Source organism: Pseudacidovorax sp. NFM-22 (assembly GCF_021401245.1).
In the GTDB taxonomy this organism is placed as follows: Bacteria; Pseudomonadota; Gammaproteobacteria; order Burkholderiales; family Burkholderiaceae_C; genus Xenophilus.
This window is the reverse complement of record NZ_JACBFY010000007.1, coordinates 44974-62469: the sequence shown is the minus strand read 5'-3', so window position 1 is coordinate 62469 and position 17496 is coordinate 44974. Positions and strand designations below refer to the sequence as shown.

Here is a 17496-nt window from a genome sequence, read left to right as displayed (position 1 = left end):
CGCGGCCACAGAGGCGCGGCATGACCACCACCCCCACGCTGGCGATGCCCATGGCCGCCGCTTCGTGCCCGGCCCCGGCCACCGCCACCGCCACCGCCACCGCCACCGCCACCGCGGGGTCGCTCACGGCACTGGCGTGGATGGCCTTCTTCCTGGCCGACGTGCGCGACGGGCTCGGGCCCTTCCTGGCCACCTACCTGCAGAGCCAGCGGGTCGCGCAGTCGCTGATCGGCCTGACGCTGACCGCGGGGGGACTGGCTGCCGTGGTGATGACACCGCTGGCGGGTGCGTGGGTGGACCGGTCCGCCGCCAAGCGGCTGCTCCTGGTCGTCGCGGTGGTGCTGGTGCTGGCCGGCAGTGCCTGCGCCTTCACCACGCGCTCACCCGCGCTGCTGATCGCCTCGCAGGCCGTGGCGGGTGCGGCCGGGGCGCTGCTGGCCGCGGCGCTGGCCGGCCTCACGCTCGGCCTGGCGCGCCGCGAGGGCCTGCGCCGGCAGACCGGCCGCAACGAGGCCTGGAGCCATGCGGGCAACATCGTCTCGGCGCTGGGCGCAGGCGTGGTGGCCCACCTGTTCGGCGCGCCGTGGATGATGGCCGTCATGCTGGCCATGTCGGTGGGCGCGCTGCTGTGCGTGGCGGCCATCCGTGCGCAGGACATCGACCATGCCGCGGCCCGCGGCGTCGATGCCACCGCGGCGCCCACCAGCAGCCAGCCGGTGCAGGCCGCGCCCGAAGGCTTCGGTGACCTGCTGCGCCACAAGGCCCTGTGGTTCTTCGCGCTGACCTGCGCCCTCTTCCACCTGGGCAACGCGGCCATGCTGCCGCTGCTCAACCAGCGTCTGGCGGCCACTCAGCCCGACGCGGCCCCGCTGCTGTGGACGGGCGTCGCCATCGTGGTGGCACAACTCACCATGGTGCCGGTGGCGCTGTGGGTGTCGCGCAGCCGGCGCTGGGACCTGTCGGCCTTCGTCTACCTGGCCATCCTGATCCTGCCGGTGCGGGGGCTGCTGGCCTGGGCCTTTCCGAGCGTGTGGGCCAACCTGCCGGTGCAGGTGCTGGACGGCATCGCTGCCGGCGCCCTGGGCGTGGCCACCCCGCTGATGGTGGAGCGCTATGTGCGCGGCTCGGGCCGCTACAACCTGGCCCTCGGCCTGGTGCTGACGATGCAAGGCGTGGGCGCAGCCTTCAGCGCCGGCCTGGCCAATGGCATCGTGGGCCGCGCGGGGCACTTCGGGCTGGCCTTTGCCGTGCTCGCCGGTTGCGCGCTTCTGGCGCTGCCGGCCTTCGTGCTGGCCCAGCGGACGGGCGGGCGCGTCCACGACGGCGCCGCCATTCCGGCCCACGCGGGCGCTCTGCCGCGCGTGCCGGATCTCCGCGCCTGAGTGGCACTTGGCGCGGCCACTCCTCCGCCGGTGCCGCGACAAGGTGATGCGGCGGGGGAAGCCGAGCCCGTCCGCACCGCGCCCTGCGCACAATCCGGGGCCATGGTCGCCTCTGCTCCCACCATCCTCGACGCCAAATGGCGGCTCTTCGTGCACGTGGCCCAGGCTGGCAGCGTCACGGGGGCCGCGGGGACGCTGGACATGCCGGCGTCGGTCGTCAGCCGCAACATCGCCCAGCTGGAGACCGAGGCGGGCACCCGGCTCTTCCGGCGCACGGGTCGCGGCGTCGTGCTCACCGAGTTCGGCGCGCAGGTGCTGCCGCGCATCCAGGCGCTCATGCGCGAGGCCGAGCAGCTGGCGGACGACATGCGCACCCGCAGCGGGCTGCCCATGGGCGATGTCCGGGTCGGCATGCTGCCTTCCACCGTGGGCGTGCTCGCCGGTCCGCTGTTCACCGAGGCCCGGCGCCGCTGGCCGGAGGTGCGCCTGCACCTGACCGAGGGCGCCAGCGGCCAGCTGGAGGAATGGCTGGGCCAGGGCCGGCTCGACATGGCCACGCTGCTGCGCGAGACCGACACGCCGGACGACGCCACCGAGCCGGTGCTGGCGCGGCTGCACCTGAACCTCGTGATGCCGCGCCAGCATCCGCTGGCCGGGCGCAAGACCGTCTCCTTCGATGAGCTGGCCGGCCTGCCGCTGGTGCTGCCGAGCGACCCGCATCCGCTGCGGGCCCGGCTGGTGAAGCTGGCGCGGGACCGTGGCGTCGCGCTGACCTGCGCGCTCGAGGCCGATTCCATCCGGCTCCAGCACCAGATGGTGGCCAGCGGCGGCGGCGTGGCCATCACCGCCGGCACGCTCGACGCGCCGCTCGCGCGCCAGCTTGCCGTGGTGCGCATCGCGCGCCCCACGCTCACCCGCGCGGTCGTGCTCGCCGAGACGGCCCAGCGGCCGAGCACGCTGGCCACGCGCTCGGTGGCGGCGCTGCTGCGCACGCTGGCGCCGGGCGTGCTGCGACTGCACGGCTGAGTCCGTCCGCTTTGCATTTGCGCGAATGCTGCTTTCGCGCCGATGCGCTCGCCTGGGAGGCAGGCGCTCCCTAGCATCGGGTCTCTTTCCAAGGAGACACCATGGGCTCGTCCCACCCAGAAGCGGCTTCTGCGCCGCCGCCGACCCTGTTCCTCAGCGACGAGGACGTGGCCGAACTGGCCGATTGGCCGGCGGCCATCGCGGCCCTGCGCCAGGCCTACGCCCAACCGACCGCAGCGGCCGCGGTGCCCCCACGCTCCATGGCCCGTGGCGACGGCCTGTGGCTGCGCGGGCTGAGCGCGGTCTCGCCCACCGGCGCACACATGGGCTGCAAGCTGATCGCGGCCTCGATGACGGCGCGACGCGCCAGCTACCTGGTGTCGCTGTTCGACCAGCGCAGCACCGCGCTGGCGGCGCTCATCGACGGCAACCGCATCACCGGCATCCGCACCGCCGCGACGGCCGCCCTGGCGGTGGACGCCGCGGCGCCCCGGCGTCCGCTCGCGGTGGCCGTGATCGGCGCCGGCTTCGAGGCACGCGGCCTGCTGTCTGCGCTGGCGGCGGTGCGTGCGCTGTCGCGGGTGCGGGTCTACAGCCCCACGCCGCAGCGCCGCGAGGCCTTCGCGGCGGACTTCCACCGGCAGCTGTGCGACGACGTCCAGGGCAGCCCCAGTGCCGAGGCCGCCGTGGCCGAGGCCGACGTGGTGCTGTGCGCCGCCCGCAGCCGCGACGAAACGCCCGTGCTGCAGGGCCGCTGGCTGGCCGCGGGCGCCACCGTGGTCTCCATCGGCTCCACGCTGCCGGAGCAGCGCGAGGTCGACGTCGACACCCTCGCCCGCAGCGCGCTCATCGTGGCCGACATGCCCGATGAGGTGGCGCACGACACCGGCGACATGCTGGCCGCCCGCGCCGCTGGCGTCGCCTTCGAAGACCGGCTGCATGCGCTCACCGACCTCGTCGCCGGCCGGCTGGTGCGTGGCCCGTCGGACATCGTGCTCTACAAGTCCGTCGGCTCGGCGCTGCAGGACGTGGTGGTGGCCGAGATGCTGTTCGAACGCGCCCGGGCCGGCGGCCGGGGCGATGCGCTGGCGCGGTCCATCGTGCCCGTGGCCAAGTGAGCCCTTCCCCTTCATTCCCTCGGAGCAACGCCATGCCTTCCTATGCCCGCAAAGACGCCCGTGCCTGGGCGCGCGACCATCTCACCGGCTGCTCGGCCGTCACCATTCCCAGCTACTCCGCCGACCTCAAGCGGCTGAACGAACGCGGCATCCGCCATGACGTGGCCCTGGCGCGCGAACTGGGCTACCGCTACACGCTGCTGTGCAGCGAGGTGGCGATCACGCCCGAGGAGAACGCCCAGTTCACCGCCTGGGCCCGCGACACGGTGGGCCAGGACATGGGCCTGTTCTTCCATGCCGCCTTCGGCACGCTGGCGGAGAACATCGAGGCGGCGCAGCTGGCGCAGAAGGCCGGCGCCGACATCGTGCTGCTGTCGTACCCGCCGCAGTTCTGGCCCACGACCGAGCAGGAGATCTACGACTACACCCGCGCCTTCTGCGAGGCGACCGACCTGGCGGTGATGCTCTTCCCCATTCCCCTGTGGGGCTTCGAGCGCGTGCACCCGGCGGGCATGTCGGTGGCCCTGGTGCGCCGCCTGCTCGACGACTGCCCCAACATCGTGGCGATCAAGTCCGAGCAGGGCTTTCCGCTCATCGCCGGGCTGTGCGAGATGTACCACCACTTCCGCGACGAGGTGGTCATCAGCTGCCCGATCGAGGGTGATGCGATTCCCATGATGAGCCTGATGCAGCTGCAGTTCTCGGGCACCAGCAACACGCAGTGGATGAGCCACTATTACCCGCGCGCCTTCGAGCTGGCCCGCCGCGGCGAATGGGACGCCGCCATGGAAGCCTACTGGCGCGTGGGCCCGGCGCGCAATGCCAACGGCGCGGCGGCCCAGACCTACGCAGGCGGCACCGGCGTGCTCAACCGCACGATGTGGAAGTACCAGGACTGGCTGGCCGGCTTCAACGGCGGGCCGCTGCGCGGGCCGGCCATGCGTGTGCCCGACCGCCTGATGAAGATGCTGCGCCAGGGCCTGGTGGCCGCGGGCCTGCCGGTCACGGCCGACCCGGACAGCGCCTACATGACGGGCCGCCATCCATGCTGAGCGCCTTGCCCATCGCATCGCTGCTGCAGGACGCCAGCCTCCTGCGGTCCGCCGCCTTCGTGGATGGCCGCTGGATCGAGGAGACGCCCCATGGCCGCTCGCCCGTGCACAACCCGGCCGATGGCGCCTTGATCGCCGAGTTGCCGCGGCTGCGCGAGGCCGAGACCGAGGCCGCCATCGAGGCCGCCCAGCGCGCCTTCCTGGCCTGGCGCGCCACCACGGCGCGCGAACGGGCCGACGTGCTGCGGCGCTGGTACGAAGGCATGGTGACGCACCGCGAGGACCTCGCGACGCTGATCACGCTCGAAGGCGGCAAGCCGCTGGCCGAGGCGCGCACCGAGGTGGACTACGCCGCCTCCTTCCTGCGCTGGTTCTCCGAAGAGGCGACCCGGGTGGCCGGCGAGGTGCTGGCCGGGCCACGCACCACGGCGCGCATCGTCACGCTGCGCGAGCCCATCGGCGTGTGCGCGGCCATCACGCCCTGGAACTTCCCGGCGGCCATGATCACCCGCAAGGCCGGACCGGCACTGGCGGCCGGCTGCACGATGGTGGTCAAGCCCGCGAGCCAGACACCCCTCACGGCGCTGGCACTGGCCGAACTGGGCCGGCGTGCCGGGCTGCCCGATGGCGTCTTCAACGTGCTCACGGGGCATGACACACGGGCCATCGGCAGCGTGCTGTGCAGCCATCCGCTGGTGCGCAAGATCACCTTCACCGGCTCCACCGAGGTGGGCCGGCTGCTGCTGGCGCAGGCCGCCGGCACCGTCAAGAAATGCTCGATGGAGCTGGGCGGCAACGCGCCTTTCCTGGTCTTCGACGACGCCGACCTGGACGCGGCCGTGGAAGGCGCCGTGGCCGCCAAGTTCCGCAACACCGGGCAGGCCTGCATCAGCGCCAACCGTCTGCTGGTGCAGTCGGGCGTGCACGATGCCTTCGTCGAGCGGCTGGTGCGGCGCGTGGCGCAGCTGCGTGTGGGCCCGGGGCTGGAGGCTGGCTCGCAGCTCGGTCCGCTGATCGACGACGCGGCCGTGGCCAAGGTCGAGGCCCACATCGCCGATGCCTGCGCGCAAGGTGCGCGCGTCGCCCACGGCGGCGGGCGGCATGCGCTGGGCGGCCACTTCTTCCAGCCCACGGTGCTGGTCGGCGCCACGCCAGCGATGGCCGTCGCACGCGAGGAGACCTTCGGCCCGCTGGCGCCGGTGTTCCGCTTCGACACCGAGGCCGAGGCGCTGCAGATGGCCAATGCCACCGAGTTCGGTCTGGCGGCCTATGTCTACAGTCGCGATGCCGCACGCCTGTGGCGCGTGTCGGCCGGGCTGGAGTCGGGCATGGTGGGCATCAACTGCGGCCTCATCTCCAACGAGGTGGCGCCCTTCGGCGGGGTCAAGCAGAGCGGCCTGGGCCGCGAGGGCTCGCGCCACGGCATCGACGAATTCGTGGAGATCAAGTACCTCTGCTGGGACGGGCTCGTGCCCGCGGGCGGCTGAGGGCGCAGCCCGACCACGACAACGACCGACAACGACGGAGACACACCATGACAGCCCACCCTTCCCTTCTTCGCCGCTCGCTGCTGCTGGGCCTCGGTGCCCTGGCCTGCGGGCCGGCGCTGGCCCAGTCGCAGGCCATCAAGATCGTCGTGCCCTTCCCTCCGGGCGGCGTGACCGACGTGGCCGCCCGCGCGCTCGCCGAGCGCATGTCACGCCTGCTGGGCGAGACGCTGATCGTCGAGAACCGCCCCGGTGCCGGCTCGCGCATCGGCATCGATGCCGTGGCACGGGCGGTGCCGGACGGGCGCACGCTGCTGTTCACCAACACCAGCTACAGCATCCTGCCCATCGTCGATCCGACGGCGCGCTACGACCCGACGCGGCTGCTGGCGCCCCTGGCGATGGCCGGCACCTACGGCCTGCCGGTGGTGGTGAGCAACAAGCTGCCGGTGACCGACCTGCAAGGACTGATCGACTATGCCCGCAGCCACCCGGGCAAGCTCAGCTACGGCAGCGCCGGCCAGGGCAGCGGCACCCACTTCGGCGGCGAGTATTTCAAGCTGCTGACCGGAACGAACATGGTGCACGTGCCCTACAAGTCCACCGCGGCCGCGGCGGCCGATGTGGCCGCGGGCCTGCTGGACCTGACCTTCGATGCGGCGTCCAAGGCCTATGCGGACGCCGGCAAGGTGCGCATCATCGCGGTCACCGGTTCGCGGCGCGACCCACGCCTGCCCAACGTGCCCACGGTGGCCGAGTCCGGGCTGCCCCGGTTCACGCTCGACTCCTGGGTCGGGCTGCTGGCGCCGCAGGGCCTGCCGCAGCCCGCGATGGAGCGGCTGCAGCGGGCGGCGGCCACTGCCCTGGCCGATCCGGGCCTGCGCCGTACCCTGGAAGACCTGGGCCTCAATCCCGCCAGTGGCGAGCCGGGCCAGCTGGGCCGCGCCATCGCCGAGGACATGACGCTCTACCGGCGCATCGTGGCCGAGGCCAAGATCCGGATCGAATGAGCGATGCGCAGGCTGCCCGGTCCTGCGCGCCGCCGCGCCCCGGGCGCCGACCGCTCATTCGGCGGTGATGTGGTTGTCCTTGACCACCTTGGCCCAGGCCCGCGCGTCCTCGTCCAGGAACTTGCGGAAGGCCTCGGGGCCTTCGCCCACGGGCGTGAGGCCGTAGTCGATGAGCTTGGCGCGGAAGGCCGGGTCGGCCATCACCTTCTGCGAGGTGGCCAGCAGCGCCGCCTGCACGGCGTCGGGCGTGCCCCTGGGCACGAAGATGCCGTGCCACGAGTCGCCGACGAAGCCGGGGTACAGCTCGGCGATGGCGGGCACGTCGGGCAGGCCCGCGATGCGCTGCGCGCTGGTCACGCCCAGGGCCCGCACCTTGCCGGCGCGCACCTGCGGGATGGCGCCGGTGCTGGCGTCCAGCGCCACGTCGATGCGGCCGGCGATGACGTCGGGCACGAACTGGTCCTTGTAGGGCACATGGGTCATCTTCAGGCCCGCCTGGTTCAGCCAGCGCGCCAGCGCCACATGCGTGCCCTGGCCGATGCCGGCGCTGGCATAGCTGAGCGCATCGGGGCGGGCCTTGGCCTCGCGCACCAGGTCCTGCAGCGTGCGGTACTTCGAGTCCACCGAGGTCACGAGCACATAGGGCACCGACAGGATGCGCGTGACGGGCACGAAGTCCTCGGCCTTGTACGGCAGCTTCTTGTAGACGTAGGGGTTGATCGAGAAGGTGTTGTTGACCGTCCAGAGCAGCGTGTAGCCGTCGGCCGGCGCATTCGCCACGGCCTGCGCGCCGATGATGGTGCTGGCGCCCGGGCGGTTCTCGACCACCACCGGCTGGCCGGTGAGGCGGGTGAAGCCCTCGCCCCACAGCCGCGCGATCACGTCGGGCGAGACACCCGGCGGGAAGGGCACGACCAGCTTGACGGCCTTGGTGGGATAGGGGGACTGGGCCAGTGCCGCGGTGGGCAGGCCGACGGCCAGCAGGGCTGCCGCGGCCAGGGCGCAGTACTGGCGGCGGGAAGGTGTGGAAAGGCGCATGTGTGTTGTCTCGGATGGTTGATTGAAGAGGCTGCGCGGCACGGCGGCGCGGCGGCGGGCGAGTCGACGCCCTTCGACCCTTCGGCAAGCTCAGGACAGGCCAAGCTCAGGGCGAACGGGGGTCGATTCAGGCCTTGATGTCCAGCCGCTTCACCAGCGGCGGAAAGTCGGCCATGTCCTGCCGGATCAGCGCCTCGAAGGGCGCGGGGCCGCCACCCGCCAGTTCCCAGCCGTTGACCTGGGCGCGGGCCTTCATCTGGGTGTCGGCCAGGGCGGCGTCGAGTGCCGACGACAGTCGCGCGATGACGGCGGCCGGCGTGCCCTGCGGCACGGCCAGGCCGATCCAGAACGACGCATCGAAGCGCGGAAAGCCGCTCTCGATCAGGGTGGGCACCTCGGCCATCGAGGACAGCCGCCTCAGGCCCGTCTGCGCCAGGGGCACGACGCTGCCGCCCTTGAGCGCCGGCTGCGCCGACGCGAAGTCCAGCAGCGCCAGCTGCACCTCGCCCGCCATCAGGCCGGTGATGAGCGGGCCGGAGCCTTTGTAGGGCACGTGCACGAGGTCGATGCCGGCCAGCGCCTTGAACTGCTCCAGGGCGATGTGGTTGGTGGCGCCGATGCCGGCGCTGCCGTAGAAGAGCCGGCCCGGCTGGGCCTTGGCCGCGGCCACCAGCTCGCGCAGGCTGCGCCAGGGCGAGCGCGCGGGCGTGGACAGGATGCCGACCGCCCGCAGCGCCAGGCCCACCGGCACCAGGTCGCGCGCGGGCTGCACGGTGGCGCCCTGCTGCACCAGCGGCGCAATGATGTGGTTGGAGCGCGAGGTGACCAGCACCGTGTAGCCGTCGGCCGGCGCGGCGGCCGCGGCGGCGGTGCCGATCAGGCCCGCGGCACCGGGCCGGTTGTCGATCACCAGCGGCTGGCCCAGGTTGGCGCGCAGGCTCTCGGCCAGGAAGCGCGCCACGATGTCCGAGGGGCCGCCCGGCGGCTGGGGCACCACCAGCTTGATGGGGCGCTGCGGGTAGGCGCCCTCTTCCGCTGCGGCCGTGGCCGTCGGAAAGGCGAGCGGCAGGGCGAGGGGCGCGAGGCCGGCGAGGAAGTGGCGGCGGGTGGATGTCATGGCAATGTCTCCTTGTCGTTCTGGCTCAGCGTGCGGCGGCTGCGGCGGTGCGCCCGCCCAGCGTCTCGGCCACCCAGTCGGCGATGTAGGCGCCGGCATTGGCCGAGTTGTCGAAGCTGGAATGCTGGGCGCCGCCTTCGCGGTCGGTGAAGACCTTCAGCTCGCGCTTCGGACTGTTCACCAGTTGCGCGTAGGTGCGCTCGGCCCACTTGAGCGGAATCTGCGAATCCTTCTGTCCATGCGTGACCAGGAAGGGCACGCGGATCTTCTCGACCACGCCGTCCAGGTGCACCTGCTCGGCGATGCGCATGAAATCGTTCATGTCCTTCGCGCCCCAGACCCAGCGCACATGCTCCCAGTAGTGCGGCACGGGAAAGCTGCCTTCCTTCTCCAGCCGGCGCTTCTGCACATCGCGCCAGTCGTGGTTGGCGCCCCAGACCACGCCGCAGGCAAAGCGCGGCTCGAAGGCCACGGCGCGCGGGCAGTAGTAGCCGCCCAGCGACACGCCCTCGCAGCCGATGCGCTGCGGGTCGATGTCCTCGCGCGCCTGCAGCCAGTCGACCACGCGGCTGGCCCAGTGCTCGGCGTCGAAGCGGGCGGTCATGCCGTGCAGGCGCAGCGCCTCGCCGGTGCCGGGCTGGTCGAGCACCAGCGAGGAGACGCCGCGCTGCGCCAGCCAGTGCGGCAGGCCCACGCGGTACTTCATCTCCTTGGTCGAATCCAGGCCGTTGAGCTGCAGCAGCACCGGCGCGCGGCCGGACACGCCCTGGGCGCGCACGTACAGCCCGGCGAGCACGCCGCCCTCGTAGGGAATCTCCACGCGCTCGCAGTTCTCGCCCGCCAGCGCGATGCCCCGATCGAAGGTGTCCAGGAAGCGCCGGTACAGCGCGGCACGGCCCGGCGCGCCATGGGCCTGGAGCCGCTCGGCGGTGATCAGATAGGTGGCCGCGCGGCCCAGCTTGTCGCCGGCCGAGATGAGGCGGCCGCGGGCCTCATCCTCGGCCGCCAGTTCGCACAGCCGGTCGGCCATGGCCTCCCAGCTGTGGCGGAAGGCCAGCGTGGCCGCCGCATCGGGCTGGCGTGCCGCGTCCTGCAGCGGGGCGCACATGGCCTCGATCTCGCCGATGCGCGCGCCCATCTCGATGGCGAGGTCGACCGAGAGGTTCCAGACGTAGTTGGTGGGGAAGTACTTGAACATGGTTGCCTGTCTCCTGCCTCTTGGATGAGGCCTGCTGTAGGGATGGTCGGCGCGCGGGTCAGCTGCCGTCCGAGATGAGCGTGCCGCCGTCCACCACCAGCGTCTGCCCGGTGATGAAGCCGCCGGCCGCCGAGGCCAGCATCACGGCCACGCCGGCCACCTCGTGCGGCTCGCCGACACGGCGCAGCGGCGTGGTGGCCAGGCGCCGGGCCATGAAGGCGGCGTTGGCCATCAGGCCGTCGGCCAGGGGCGTGCGGATCAGGCCCGGTGCGATGGCGTTGACGCACACGCCGCGCGGACCCCACTCCACAGCCAGGTTGCGGGCCATCTGGGCCAGGGCGGCCTTGCTCAGGCCGTAGAGTCCGATGGCGCCGTTGCCGCGCAGCGCGGCGATGCTGGCCATCAGGACCACGCGGCCATGGCCGCGTGCGCCCATGGCCGGCACCAGCGCGGCGCACAGCGCATGGGCACTGGCCAGGTTGACCTGGAACACGCGCGCCCAGTCCTCGGCCGGCACCGCCAGCAGCGGTCCGGCCGGGCCCTGCATGCCGGCATTGCAGACCAGCAGATCGATGCGGCCGAAGGCGGCCTGGGCCTGTTCGGCCAGGCGCTGCACCTGCGCGGGCTCGGCGAGGTCGGCGGCCACGGCGTGCACGGCAGCGCCGAGCGACGCGCACTGGGCGGCCACCTCGTGCAGGCCGTCGCCCTCGCGGTCAGACAGCACGAGCCGCGCGCCGTGCTGCGCATAGGCCAGCGCAATGGCCCGGCCCAGGCCGCCGGCCGCGCCGGTGACGAGGGCTACCTGCCCGTCCAGTGCGAACAGGCGCGGTGCCGGCGAAGCCTCACTCAAGCTTCACCCCCACCTGGTGGATCACCTGGCCCCAGCGTGCGGTCTCGGTGCGGATCAGTTCGGCGAATTCGGCACGCGAGCTGGGCGCGACGATCAGGCCCAGGTCGGTGTAACGCTGCACCACGTCGGGCGCGGTCACGGCCTTGACCAGCTCGTCGTGCAGCCGGTTGGCGATGGGCTCGGGCGTACCGGCACGCACCACCATGCCTGTCCAGCCGGGGATGTTGAGCGCGGGCATGCCCAGCTCGGCGATGGTGGGCACCTGCGGCAGCTGGGGCAGGCGCTTGTCGCTGCCCACCACGGCCAGGGCGCGGGCCTTGTTCTCGCGCACCAGCGGGATGGCGCTGGGCGACACGTCCAGCAGCGCGTCGATGTGGCCGGCCATCAGGTCCTGCACGGCGGGGGCGCCGCCCTTGTAGGCCACATGCGTGAGATTGCCCTTGATCTGGCCGCGCAGCATCTCCATCCAGATGTGGGGCTGGCTGCCCATGCCGTAGGAGCCGTAGTTCAGGCCTGCGCCGCCAGCCTGTGCGGCGCGCACGAAGTCGGCAAAGCTCTGGTAGGGGCTGGCGGTGGGCACCAGCAGCACGGTGGGTGAGACCAGCAGCCGCGTGAGCGGCATGAAGTCCTTGAGCGTGTCGTAGCTCAGCTTGGGGTACAGCCCTGCGTTCATCGAGAAGGGCCCCAGGTCGCCATAGAACAGCGTGTGGCCGTCGGCCGGCTGCTGCTTGACGAAGTTGGCGCCGATCTGACCGCCCGCGCCGGGCCGGTTGTCGATGACCACCGGCTGGCCCAGGCTGGCCGACAGCTTCTGCGCCAGCATGCGCGACAGCGCGTCGCCGAAGCCGCCGGCTGGATAGGGCACCACCCAGGTGATGGGGCGCGAGGGAAAGCCGGCCTGGGCGTGGGCGGCCGTGCCGGCCAGGCCCAGTGGCGCGGCGGCCAGGGCCGCGGCGCCGCGCAGCAGCGTGCGCCGGGTGGGATGGGCGAAGGGCGAGGCGGAATCGGTCATCGAAGAAGGTCTCCTGAACGGGGGTGCTCAAAAATCGTGGGGATCGCCGGCCGGGGCGAGCGCCCGGCGCACCAGCGCCCGTGCATCGCCGTCGTCGCGCAGGCCGAGGGCGCGGGGAATGCGGTCGTCCAGCGGCGGATAGCGGCCGAACACGGCCTCCACGGCCGGCTGCGGCGCATGGCGCACCAGGGCCCGGCCGTCCACGCCGAACTCGGCCGACAGCGCCTGCACGATGTCGTCCATCGACAGGTGCAGCACGGGCAGCGGCCAGGCGCGGGCCGGGTCGTCACCGACCGGCATGGTGGCGGCCTGAACCAGGTTCCAGGCGCAGCGTCGCGCCGACATCCACCAGGCCGTGGCCTGCGGCCCCACGGGCAGCGTGATGGGCTCGCCGGCCGCCAGCGCATGCAGCAGCTCGCTCATGAAGGCCGACACCAGGCCCGAAGGCGCGCGCGGCCGGGCCACGATGCCGGGCAGGCGCAGCGCGCGGCCATCGAGCCGGCCGCGGCGGGAGAAGTCCGCCAGCAATACCTCGCAGGCCAGCTTGTGGGCGCCGTAGGCCAGCGGGGGCCGCAGCGGCGTGTGCGGCGTCACCACCTCGGGCAACGCGCTGCCGTAGACAGCGATGGTGCTGGCATAGACCACGACGGGCGGCGCATGGCCGGCGTCGGCCGCGGCCAGCGTGTCGAACAGGTCCAGCGTGGTGTCGAGGTTGACGCGGCGGCTCAGCGCCGGGTCGGCCTCGGCCGCACCGCCGGGCACGGCCGCCAGGTGGAAGCACACGTCGGGCGCGAGGGCGGCGATGCGCGCCAGCACCTCGTCGCTGCCCAGGTCGCCTTCCAGCCCGAGCACGCCGTCCGGCAGCGCGCCCAGCCGCTGGTCTGCGGCGGCCAGGGTGTCGATGCGCTGGCCGCCCATCTGGCCCTGGCGGTGCAGCAGCGCGAGCACATGCGCGCCGATGAAGCCACCGGCGCCAGTGACCAGGATGTTCATCGGGGCATCCTCCCGCGCGCCAAGGCAGCGGCCGGCGCGCCATCGCCGGCACGGGGCGTGTCGCCCTCTCCCCTCGCGGGAGAGGGCCGGGGAGAGGGGGCGGCAGCGCGCGCGGGGTGACAGGTTGTCGCGGTGGACGAGCCCCCTCTCCCCAACCCCTCTCCCACGAGGGGAGAGGGGCTCACGGCAGCGCTTCGGGCAGGACGCTTCACCTCAATCCTCGAAGATCGCCACGGCCCGCGTCCAGCCCGCCGAGGCGCCGCGGATCTTGTGCGGGAAGCAGCAGATGGTGAAGCCGTGGCCGGGCAGCGACTCCAGGTTGTGCAGCTTCTCCAGGTGGCAGTAGCCGATGTCGCGGCCGGCCTTGTGGCCTTCCCAGATCAGCGCGGTGTCGCCGGTCTCGGCGATGCGCTGCGCGGTGTACGAGAAGGGCGCGTCCCAGCTCCAGGCGTCGGTGCCGGTCAGGCGCACGCCGCGCTCCAGCAGGTACATGGTCGCTTCATAGCCCATGCCGCAGCCGGTGTTGACGTAGTCGGGCTGGCCATAGCGGCTGCCGGCGCGGGTGTTGACCACCACGATGTCCAGCGGCTGCAGCACATGGCCGATGCGGGCCAGCTCGGCCTCCACCTCGGCCGCGCTCACCACATGGCCGTCGGGCAGGTGGCGGAAGTCCAGCTTCACGCCGGGGCGGAAGCACCAGTCCAGCGGAATCTGGTCGATGGTCATCGACGGCCGGGCGCCGCCGGCCTTGGCGTCCTGCGTGGCATGAAAGTGCCAGGGCGCGTCCAGGTGCGTGCCGCTGTGGGTGGTCAGCGTCACCCATTCGACGGCGGCGGCCTGGCCCTGGGGATAGTCCTCGGCGCGCGTGCCGGGGATCAGCTGCAGGAACTCGGGCAGCGTGTCCTGGTGCGTCTGGTAGGTGATCTTCGGCGCCAGCGGCGGCGGGTCGGAGAGCACATCGTTTTCGAGGTAGATCGACAGGTCGACGAAGCGGGGCATGGCGGTGGTTCCTTCAGGCGGTGGGCGGCAGGGCCTGCACCACGCGCTGGTCGATGGCACCGAACACCGGTGCGCCCTGCCATTGCGCTTCCATGCGCACCCGCTCGCCGAAGTGCAGGAAGGGCGTGCGGCTGGCGCCGTGTTCGATCAACTCCATGGCGCGCCGCTCGGCGATGCAGGCCGAGCCACGCTGGCCCCCCGCGTTGGAGACGGTGCCCGAGCCCACGATGGTCCCGGCCGTCAGGCGGCGCGTGAAGGCCGCATGCGCGATCAGCTGGTCGAAACCGAAGTTCATCTCGCCGCCGTTGGGATGGCCGAAGCGCTCGTCGCCGCGCATCACGGTCAGGTCCAGGTGCACCCGGCCGTCCCGCCAGGCCTCGCCGATCTCGTCGGGCGTGACGGCCACCGGCGCGAAGCTGGAAGAAGGCTTGGCCTGGAAGAAGCCGAAGCCGGTGCGCATCTCGCGCGGGCCGAAGCCGCGCAGGCTCACGTCGTTGATCTGCACCAGCAGGCGCACATGGCGCAGCGCCAGCGCGGCAGGACAGCCCAGCGGCACGTCGCCGACGATCACGCCGAACTCGCCCTCGAAGTCGATGCCGTGGGCCTCGTCGGGCAGCGGCAGGTCGTCGTGCGGGCCCAGCAGGTCGTCGGAGCCGCCCTGGTACATCAGCGGGATGCGGTCCGAATCCGGCGCGGGCTCGATGTTGAAGGCCTTCTCCATCAGCCGGGCATGGTTGAGGAAGGCCGAGCCGTCGCACCACTGCGGCGCACGCGGCAACGGCGCGGCGGCCTGGGCCGGGTCGAAGGCGAAGGCGCCCTCGGCCGTGCCGGCATTGAGCTGCGCGTACAGGGCCAGCAGCGGTGCCTCGGCCTCGTGCCAGCGCTCCAGCGCGTCGAGCAGGGTGGGCGCGATGGCCGCGACATCGACGGCCTGCCGCAGGTCGCGCGAGACGACGACCAGCCGGCCGTCCTTGCGGCCGTTCTTGAGGGTGGCGAGTTTCATGCGGGAAAGTCTTCGTTCCAGTGGATGGGGGCCTGGCCGGCCACGGGGGCGCGGAAGCTGGGCAGGGTGGTGCCGCGCAGGCTGCCGAGGTAGACGGTGCGCAGGTCGGGGCCGCCGAAGCTCAGGCTGGCCATCCAGGGCGCCAGCGTGCCGTGGGCGGCGGCCATGATCTCGGGCGTGAGGGTGCGGGCCTCGAAGTGCGCATCGAGCGCGCGCGTGGCCTCGGCGTTGCCGTCGTCCAGCAGGGTGAGCAGCTCGCCGTCGGGCGTGATGGCCACCAGCCGGTCGGTCATGATCAGCGTCACCCACAGGTTGCCGAACACGTCGAAGGCGAAGCCGTCGGGAAAGCCGGGCAGCCGGGCCGGGCCGTAGACCTCGCGTTCGCCCAGCGTGCCGTCGGGCCGCACGCGCAGGCGCGAGATGCGGCGGGCGTTGCTCTCGACCACGTACATCCATTCGCCGGCGTCGTCCAGGCGGATCTCGTTCGTGCCCTCGAAGCCGTCGGCCACGATGCGTGCGTTGCCCTGCAGGTCGAACAGCGCGATGTAGCCGTCGGTGGCGCGGGCGTTGATGGAGTCGGTCCACGGCTGCATGCGCGTGGTGACCGTGAGGTAGAGCCGGCCGTGGCGGTCGCGCAGCGGGAAGTTGGCCTTGCCCAGCGGCTGGCCGTCGATGCGGTCGAACAGGCGGCGCACGCGGCCCTGGCGGTCCATCACCTCCACCGCGTCGGTGCCCCAGTTGGCGATCAGCAGCTCGCCGTTGGCCAGGAAGGTCATGCCGTTGGGCAGCGAGCCTTCGCTGCGCACATAACGCTGGTCGAAGTCGATGGCGTCCGGCTGGGCCGGTGCGGCCGGCGCCAGCAGTTGCTGGCTGCCGTCGGGTGCGATACGCATGGCGCCGCCGCGGGCGTCCGCCGCCCACACGGTGCCGTCGCGCTGGCACAGGATGCATTCGGGCCGCTGCAGGTCGCGGCCGACATGGCGGATGGCGGCGCGGTCGACCTGCCAGCCGCGCAGGGGGTTGTCTCGGGTCATGGGGAATCTCGAAGCGGGCCGCAGTGTGTTTCGGCGCCGCCACGAAGACCAACAGATTCGGCCGATGCCAGCCATCGGCCGGCGCGATGGATCGGCCCCCGCCATATGCGTGCGCAGCCCGGGCCCGCCTTCGCGAGGCGCCTCCTTATGATCGGCGCCCCACCGGAGACGACCTGCATGCGCTACCAACGCATCGACCTCAACCTGCTCGCGGCCCTCGACGCGCTGCTGGCCGAGCGCAACGTGACCCGCGCCGCCGAGCGGCTGCACATGACGCAGTCGGCGATGAGCGGCGTGCTGGCGCGCCTGCGCGACTATTTTGGCGACGCCCTGCTCGTGCCCGTCGGGCGCACGCTGCAGCTCACGCCGCGGGCCGAGGCGCTGATCGCGCCGGTGCGCCAGATCATCCTGCAGGTGGATGCCACGCTGGGCGTGCAGCCCGAGTTCGATCCGGCCACGGCGCGGCGGCACTTCACGGTCATCGCCTCCGACTACGTGGTGCAGGTGCTGATGGCCGAGGCCCTGCGCCGCATCGCGCAGATGGCGCCGGGCCTGAGCTTCGACGTGCGGCCCACGCATGCCGCCATGGCGCAGGACCTGGACCAGGGCCGCGTGGACCTGCTGGTCACACCCGCGCACCTGACGCTGGCCGACCATCCGCAGGAGCTGCTGTTCGAGGACACCTACCACGTCGTCGCCTGTGCGCAGAACGACGCCTTGGCCGATGGCATCAGCGCCGCGCAATATGTGGAACTCGGTCATGTTGTCTACCAGGCCGACCTGGGGGCCAACCCCTGGTTCGAGCAGTGGTATGCCAACGAGCATGGCGGCAACCGTCGCGTCGAGGTGGTGGCCCACGGCTTCCTGCTGATGCCGCGCTTCATCGTGGGCACGCGGCGCATCGCCACCATCCAGACGCGGCTGGCCCAGCAGTTCGTACAGGCCATGCCGCTGCGGCTGCTGTCGCCGCCCATGCCCACGCCGCGACTGACCGAGGTGCTGCAGTGGCACCGCCTGCGCGACGACGACCCCGGCGTGCGCTGGGTGCGCGAGCAGATCGTCGCCGTCGCGCAGCAGATGCCGCCGGTAAGCTGAACGCAGGCTGACCATCCGGGGCGCGGCGGCCCCGCCTGCGCGGTGGATGACACGGGCTGGCCGTCTGGCCTACGCCGCGGGC

The 17496-nt window shown here is 72.4% G+C and carries 16 protein-coding genes; 7 read left to right on the top strand and 9 right to left on the bottom strand.

Going from position 1 to position 17496, the window contains the following annotated elements:
• Positions 1 to 20 precede the first annotated feature (20 nt).
• The 6 genes from L0984_RS23165 to L0984_RS23140 all read left to right on the top strand — a co-directional run bounded on the left by L0984_RS23165 (position 21) and on the right by L0984_RS23140 (position 7075).
• A complete protein-coding gene (locus L0984_RS23165) occupies positions 21 to 1382 on the top strand; it encodes an MFS transporter (RefSeq protein ID WP_234196706.1) in 1362 nt (453 codons plus the stop codon).
• Between the two features lie 102 nt (positions 1383 to 1484).
• Complete coding sequence (locus L0984_RS23160; protein ID WP_234196705.1) at positions 1485 to 2408, top strand: LysR family transcriptional regulator; 924 nt, start codon at positions 1485 to 1487, stop codon at positions 2406 to 2408.
• A 101-nt stretch (positions 2409 to 2509) separates the two neighbouring features.
• Positions 2510 to 3526 (top strand): ornithine cyclodeaminase family protein, encoded by a 1017-nt coding sequence (locus L0984_RS23155; protein ID WP_234196704.1) that lies wholly within the window; start codon positions 2510 to 2512, stop codon positions 3524 to 3526.
• 32 nt (positions 3527 to 3558) lie between these two features.
• Positions 3559 to 4578: a dihydrodipicolinate synthase family protein gene (locus tag L0984_RS23150; RefSeq protein ID WP_234196703.1), complete on the top strand. Its 1020-nt coding sequence runs from the start codon at positions 3559 to 3561 to the stop codon at positions 4576 to 4578.
• Positions 4572 to 6065, top strand: a complete 1494-nt coding sequence (locus L0984_RS23145) for an NAD-dependent succinate-semialdehyde dehydrogenase (protein WP_234196702.1) — start codon at positions 4572 to 4574, stop codon at positions 6063 to 6065. The genes L0984_RS23150 and L0984_RS23145 overlap by 7 nt, the downstream gene beginning before the upstream one ends.
• 47 nt (positions 6066 to 6112) lie before the next feature.
• Positions 6113 to 7075 carry a tripartite tricarboxylate transporter substrate-binding protein gene (locus tag L0984_RS23140; RefSeq protein ID WP_234196701.1) on the top strand — a complete coding sequence of 321 codons (963 nt, stop codon included), beginning with the start codon at positions 6113 to 6115 and terminating at the stop codon, positions 7073 to 7075.
• 54 nt (positions 7076 to 7129) lie between these two features.
• On the opposite strand, the gene L0984_RS23135 is transcribed toward L0984_RS23140, so the two are convergent.
• The 9 genes from L0984_RS23135 to L0984_RS23095 all read right to left on the bottom strand — a co-directional run bounded on the left by L0984_RS23135 (position 7130) and on the right by L0984_RS23095 (position 16319).
• The gene (locus tag L0984_RS23135) at positions 7130 to 8113 is read right to left on the bottom strand and encodes a Bug family tripartite tricarboxylate transporter substrate binding protein (protein ID WP_234196700.1); all 984 of its coding nucleotides are present in this window, start codon (positions 8111 to 8113) and stop codon (positions 7130 to 7132) included.
• 127 nt (positions 8114 to 8240) lie between these two features.
• Positions 8241 to 9230 carry a Bug family tripartite tricarboxylate transporter substrate binding protein gene (locus L0984_RS23130; RefSeq protein WP_234196699.1) on the bottom strand — a complete coding sequence of 330 codons (990 nt, stop codon included), beginning with the start codon at positions 9228 to 9230 and terminating at the stop codon, positions 8241 to 8243.
• A gap of 25 nt (positions 9231 to 9255) precedes the next feature.
• Positions 9256 to 10428: an alpha/beta hydrolase family protein gene (locus L0984_RS23125; RefSeq protein WP_234196698.1), complete on the bottom strand. Its 1173-nt coding sequence runs from the start codon at positions 10426 to 10428 to the stop codon at positions 9256 to 9258.
• Positions 10429 to 10486: 58 nt separating this feature from the next.
• A complete protein-coding gene (locus L0984_RS23120) occupies positions 10487 to 11278 on the bottom strand; it encodes an SDR family NAD(P)-dependent oxidoreductase (RefSeq protein WP_234196697.1) in 792 nt (263 codons plus the stop codon).
• Positions 11271 to 12290, bottom strand: coding sequence for a Bug family tripartite tricarboxylate transporter substrate binding protein (locus tag L0984_RS23115; RefSeq protein ID WP_234196696.1), 1020 nt, complete (start codon positions 12288 to 12290; stop codon positions 11271 to 11273). Before L0984_RS23115 ends, L0984_RS23120 begins: the two co-directional genes overlap by 8 nt.
• A gap of 27 nt (positions 12291 to 12317) precedes the next feature.
• On the bottom strand, positions 12318 to 13283 hold the full coding sequence (locus tag L0984_RS23110; RefSeq protein ID WP_234196695.1) for an NAD-dependent epimerase/dehydratase family protein: 966 nt from the start codon (positions 13281 to 13283) through the stop codon (positions 12318 to 12320).
• A gap of 213 nt (positions 13284 to 13496) precedes the next feature.
• The gene (locus tag L0984_RS23105; RefSeq protein ID WP_234196694.1) at positions 13497 to 14282 is read right to left on the bottom strand and encodes a cyclase family protein; all 786 of its coding nucleotides are present in this window, start codon (positions 14280 to 14282) and stop codon (positions 13497 to 13499) included.
• Positions 14283 to 14295: 13 nt separating this feature from the next.
• The gene (locus L0984_RS23100) at positions 14296 to 15285 is read right to left on the bottom strand and encodes a fumarylacetoacetate hydrolase family protein (RefSeq protein WP_234196693.1); all 990 of its coding nucleotides are present in this window, start codon (positions 15283 to 15285) and stop codon (positions 14296 to 14298) included.
• Positions 15282 to 16319, bottom strand: coding sequence for an SMP-30/gluconolactonase/LRE family protein (locus tag L0984_RS23095; RefSeq protein ID WP_234196692.1), 1038 nt, complete (start codon positions 16317 to 16319; stop codon positions 15282 to 15284). The genes L0984_RS23100 and L0984_RS23095 overlap by 4 nt, the downstream gene beginning before the upstream one ends.
• Before the next feature lie 177 nt (positions 16320 to 16496).
• Here L0984_RS23095 and L0984_RS23090 point away from each other — a divergent pair, with 177 nt between their 5' ends.
• Positions 16497 to 17414, top strand: coding sequence for a LysR family transcriptional regulator (locus L0984_RS23090; RefSeq protein ID WP_234196691.1), 918 nt, complete (start codon positions 16497 to 16499; stop codon positions 17412 to 17414).
• Positions 17415 to 17496 lie beyond the last annotated feature (82 nt).

Bases quoted from the DNA above. Each gene is read 5' to 3' on its own strand.
- L0984_RS23165 (WP_234196706.1), top strand. From the start codon at position 21: ATGACCACCACCCCCACGCTGGCGATGCCCATGGCCGCCGCTTCGTGC.
- L0984_RS23160 (WP_234196705.1), top strand. From the start codon at position 1,485: ATGGTCGCCTCTGCTCCCACCATCCTCGACGCCAAATGGCGGCTCTTC.
- L0984_RS23155 (WP_234196704.1), top strand. From the start codon at position 2,510: ATGGGCTCGTCCCACCCAGAAGCGGCTTCTGCGCCGCCGCCGACCCTG.
- L0984_RS23150 (WP_234196703.1), top strand. From the start codon at position 3,559: ATGCCTTCCTATGCCCGCAAAGACGCCCGTGCCTGGGCGCGCGACCAT.
- L0984_RS23145 (WP_234196702.1), top strand. From the start codon at position 4,572: ATGCTGAGCGCCTTGCCCATCGCATCGCTGCTGCAGGACGCCAGCCTC.
- L0984_RS23140 (WP_234196701.1), top strand. From the start codon at position 6,113: ATGACAGCCCACCCTTCCCTTCTTCGCCGCTCGCTGCTGCTGGGCCTC.
- L0984_RS23135 (WP_234196700.1), bottom strand. From the start codon at position 8,113: ATGCGCCTTTCCACACCTTCCCGCCGCCAGTACTGCGCCCTGGCCGCG.
- L0984_RS23130 (WP_234196699.1), bottom strand. From the start codon at position 9,230: ATGACATCCACCCGCCGCCACTTCCTCGCCGGCCTCGCGCCCCTCGCC.
- L0984_RS23125 (WP_234196698.1), bottom strand. From the start codon at position 10,428: ATGTTCAAGTACTTCCCCACCAACTACGTCTGGAACCTCTCGGTCGAC.
- L0984_RS23115 (WP_234196696.1), bottom strand. From the start codon at position 12,290: ATGACCGATTCCGCCTCGCCCTTCGCCCATCCCACCCGGCGCACGCTG.
- L0984_RS23110 (WP_234196695.1), bottom strand. From the start codon at position 13,283: ATGAACATCCTGGTCACTGGCGCCGGTGGCTTCATCGGCGCGCATGTG.
- L0984_RS23105 (WP_234196694.1), bottom strand. From the start codon at position 14,282: ATGCCCCGCTTCGTCGACCTGTCGATCTACCTCGAAAACGATGTGCTC.
- L0984_RS23100 (WP_234196693.1), bottom strand. From the start codon at position 15,285: ATGAAACTCGCCACCCTCAAGAACGGCCGCAAGGACGGCCGGCTGGTC.
- L0984_RS23095 (WP_234196692.1), bottom strand. From the start codon at position 16,319: ATGACCCGAGACAACCCCCTGCGCGGCTGGCAGGTCGACCGCGCCGCC.
- L0984_RS23090 (WP_234196691.1), top strand. From the start codon at position 16,497: ATGCGCTACCAACGCATCGACCTCAACCTGCTCGCGGCCCTCGACGCG.